This window comes from Collimonas sp., from assembly GCF_035566555.1.
In the GTDB taxonomy this organism is placed as follows: Bacteria; Pseudomonadota; Gammaproteobacteria; order Burkholderiales; family Burkholderiaceae_D; genus Collimonas.
This window is the reverse complement of record NZ_DATMRB010000192.1, coordinates 1-3460: the sequence shown is the minus strand read 5'-3', so window position 1 is coordinate 3460 and position 3460 is coordinate 1. Positions and strand designations below refer to the sequence as shown.

The 3460-nt window shown below is 55.2% G+C and carries 4 protein-coding genes and 1 tRNA gene; 1 reads left to right on the top strand and 4 read right to left on the bottom strand.

The features are described 5' to 3' along the window. Positions 1 to 414 precede the first annotated feature (414 nt). The 4 genes from VNZ65_RS24050 to VNZ65_RS24035 all read right to left on the bottom strand — a co-directional run bounded on the left by VNZ65_RS24050 (position 415) and on the right by VNZ65_RS24035 (position 2121). Positions 415 to 717, bottom strand: a complete 303-nt coding sequence (locus VNZ65_RS24050) for a hypothetical protein (protein WP_325673601.1) — start codon at positions 715 to 717, stop codon at positions 415 to 417. Between the two features lie 196 nt (positions 718 to 913). After that, positions 914 to 1000: transfer RNA gene (locus tag VNZ65_RS24045), tRNA-Leu, on the bottom strand. 139 nt (positions 1001 to 1139) lie between these two features. Next, complete coding sequence (locus VNZ65_RS24040; RefSeq protein ID WP_325673599.1) at positions 1140 to 1679, bottom strand: cysteine hydrolase family protein; 540 nt, start codon at positions 1677 to 1679, stop codon at positions 1140 to 1142. Positions 1680 to 1770: 91 nt separating this feature from the next. Then, the gene (locus VNZ65_RS24035) at positions 1771 to 2121 is read right to left on the bottom strand and encodes a DUF805 domain-containing protein (protein ID WP_325673597.1); all 351 of its coding nucleotides are present in this window, start codon (positions 2119 to 2121) and stop codon (positions 1771 to 1773) included. Positions 2122 to 2785: 664 nt separating this feature from the next. Between VNZ65_RS24035 and VNZ65_RS24030 the strand changes: the two genes are divergently transcribed. After that, the coding region (locus tag VNZ65_RS24030; protein WP_325673595.1) for a S8 family peptidase at positions 2786 to 3460 on the top strand (675 nt) is incomplete at its 3' end.

Sequence of the window (3460 nt, the reverse complement as noted above, 5' to 3'; positions counted from 1 at the left end):
ACCAAAATAAACACAAAAACTTATTCACTACTTTGTGATGGCGAGCAATGGCGAGTGTCGCCTGGACTGCTGCGAAAAATCATCGATCTCTAAGAACGAACTCCAGCAAAGTCAACAACGCTACTAGCGTCACGCTTACCTGCAATCGCCTGACTCTTGTTCTGGACTGGCATATCGTCAAATCCCAGTGCGAAGCATAGACGATCGATTTCATCTTCAGAAATGCGTCTGTCACGCGGCGCCGGGTTTTTTGGCCTCCGTACGTCTTCTGTGGGGCTTGCAGCTACCCATCCCCATTCCCGTTGCGCTGTGCTGAAGACGTGTGACAGCAAATTCGTCTCACGATTGACGGTCGATCCAAGCACATTTTTTAATCGAAGATCGCGCCATTGCCCGAGAAAATCTGGCGTAACGTCACTGATTTATGTCGCCGAAATGGACTTTCCTGACCACAATATTGCTCATCGCTGACAGGCGCAGTGCTTCCCATCGATAACCACGCTTGGTACGGGAGACTTCTCTTTCGTAGCGTTCGAAGGCATCGCGGCAGGTTTTGCCAACGGCAATACCGGTTGCTTTTTCTTCGCGAATTTCAGTTTCTCGCATGGCGGCCCATGCCTGGGCTTGTGCCTTGGTCGGGTACGTTCCCGACTCACGCTTGCCCTTGATTGCAATTTGAACCCGCCAGCCACCAGCACATTTTACGATTGATGCCATATATTCCATTCTCCAAAAAACGGCGGCAATTACACCATGAAATTGGGGAATGGCTGTGTAAATTATGGGGAATTGATATCAGTAATTAGTGGTTTTTGTTGGTGATTTGCGATTTTTGGCTTGAATGCAAAAACGCCGCAGAACCTTGTATTTACTTGGTTTGCGGCGTTTTGTGCTGTTTTACGACAATGTGTATTGGTGCCCGAGGCCGGACTTGAACCGGCACACCCTTACGAGCGAGAGATTTTAAGTCTCTTGTGTCTACCGATTTCACCACTCGGGCAAGTTTGCGGGTTTGCATGAAAACCGCAAAAGGTATCGTCAAAAATCACCGGCGATACTGGGCAGGGCCGAATTTTAACAGGTTCTCCCTGCCAAGGCCATATTCTCGTGCGCGGCCATTTCGACGGCAAATTTACTGCCTAGGCGGCGAAATCTACTTCGGCAGTCGCCACTGCCGTGATTTTCACGCCGAAACTGTCGACGTTCTGCAATGTCGCATTTTCATGTATGCGTATCTGCTGTCCGCTGGCATGCGGCTTGTCGTGGGTGGTGTGGGCATCGGACACCAGGGTGACCGGGTATCCCTGCGCTGCCGCGCTGCGGACCGTGGTGTCGACGCAGAATTCCGATGCATAGCCGCAGATCACTAGATGGTCGACCTGCCATGCGGTCAGCAGCTCTCGCAACTCGGTGCGGAGGAAGGAGTCGCTGGTCTTCTTGCGCAGCCTGGTGTCGCTGTCCTTGACCTGTAATCCGTGCTGCAGCTGCCAGCCTGGTGAGTTGTACTCTAGTGGACTGTCGGCTTCTTCATGCTGGACAAAAACCACCGGTACACCCGCGGCGCGCGCCTTGGCGGTCAGGGTGTTGATGCGCTCGATCACCGCATCGGCTTCAAACGGCCGCCGGCTTCCTTCAAAAAGATCGTGCTGGACATCGATGATTAACAGTGCGGATTTCATGTTGGCCTGACGTTGAGAGACGGAGAACGCCGTCGGATTCCAGTTCTGCATCCGCCTGAAGCCCTGGCGGATGCCGCTGCTCGCCTGATTTTCAGGTTTCCGGCAGTGCCTCGCTGACTGGCGCTGAACCGAATCTGTTTGGTTCTTTCCCTTCCAGGATCAGGAAGTAGAGCACCACCAGCCCGCCGATGATCGGGATCAGCGACAGCAACAGCCACCAGCCGCTGCGGTCTGTGTCGTGCAGGCGGCGCGCTGCGGCTGCGATGGAAGGCAGCAGCGTAGCCAGCGAAATGAGCAGGCCTAGCTTGTGATGGATTGTGTCGGCAATCACCGTGGCCACCACGATGAAGAGGATAAACCACCAGTATTCGGAACGCGATGCTCTGCCGTTGAAGTCGACATACTTGGAAAAGCAAACCTTGATTGATTCTGTGAACGTCATGTTTATCCCCCTGAAGTTGTGCTGGCATGGACAGTGCGTCCGTTTGTGACGGCGCTGATGGCCATGTAGTTCGGTAAGGTTACCGGAGAGTAATAATAACAAAAGCCGCCGCGATTCTCATTAAAAGTTAATTGATCGCAAATATGCCGGTTTCGCCCTAAGGCAATCTGTCACGCCTTGAATTTCCCTTCTGCGCAGTTTCTTTGTGTGGCTATATCGCCGCATAAATATATCCACAGAGAAATATTTCTCAAGAGAAATGAAAATATGCGGGAAAGGCGCGCATACTAAATTGCCGCAAGGAAACAAACAAGCTTATTGCTATAGATGCACGACTGAGTATGTGAATGCAGCAGGCCGATATGCCGATCGCTGATCGGGTTGAAGTTAATGCACATATGTGGGAGGCGTTATGGGAATAGAATTGTCTCGCCGGAATTCGCTGTCCATTATCTCTGTTGCAGTACTGGTAATGATTTCAGGTTGCGGCGGAGGCGGGGGCGGCAGTAACAGTCCGGCACCCGTCGCTACCCCGGTACCTAGTACGCCGCCTCCTGCAACTTCACCGCCCGTCACCGTCTCGCCGCCAGTCACTACACCAGCACCGCCAGGTAATTCCAGTTCCGTACCGCCGCCAGTGGTGACGCCGCCACCAACGCCTCCCATGCTGAATGTGCTAGACCCCAGCAATGTCGCCGCCGCTCGCGCGCAAGGGATGACCGGCGCCGGCGTTACAGTGGGCGTGATGGATACCGATTTCGATGCCAGCGATCCGCAAATCGCCGGGCGTATCAGCAAGACTGTGTACAACAACGGCGGCGCCGACGGCAATATGCACGGCACCGAAGTGGTGGAAGCCTTGGCCGGCAATACCCTGGGCGTGGCCCCTGGCGTATTTGTGCAGGCGGCCGCGGCCGGCACTAATGGCGATAACGTGCTGCTCAACAGCCAGATGTACCAGGACATGTTCGCCAAGGGTGTGCGGATTTTCAACCAGTCCAATGGCATCGACGCTGTCGGCGCTACTGTCGGCCAGGCGCTGGCTTTGCATGCCATGTACCAGCCGCTGGTGGCGCAGCATGGCTTGTTCATCTGGTCTACCGGGAATGACGGCGGAGCGCAGCCGAACCTGAACGCCAGCTTGCCATCCATGTTCTCCGATCTGCAAAGCGGCTGGCTGGCCGTGACCGCCGTCAACGCCGCCGGCGGCAGCAACGGCTACAGCAGCAGCGACAAGGTGCCCGGCATGATTTCCAGCTACGCCAACCGCTGCGGTGTCGCCGCCAACTGGTGCCTGGCGGCGCCGGGCGATTTCATTTCCAGCAGCAGCGGCGGCCGC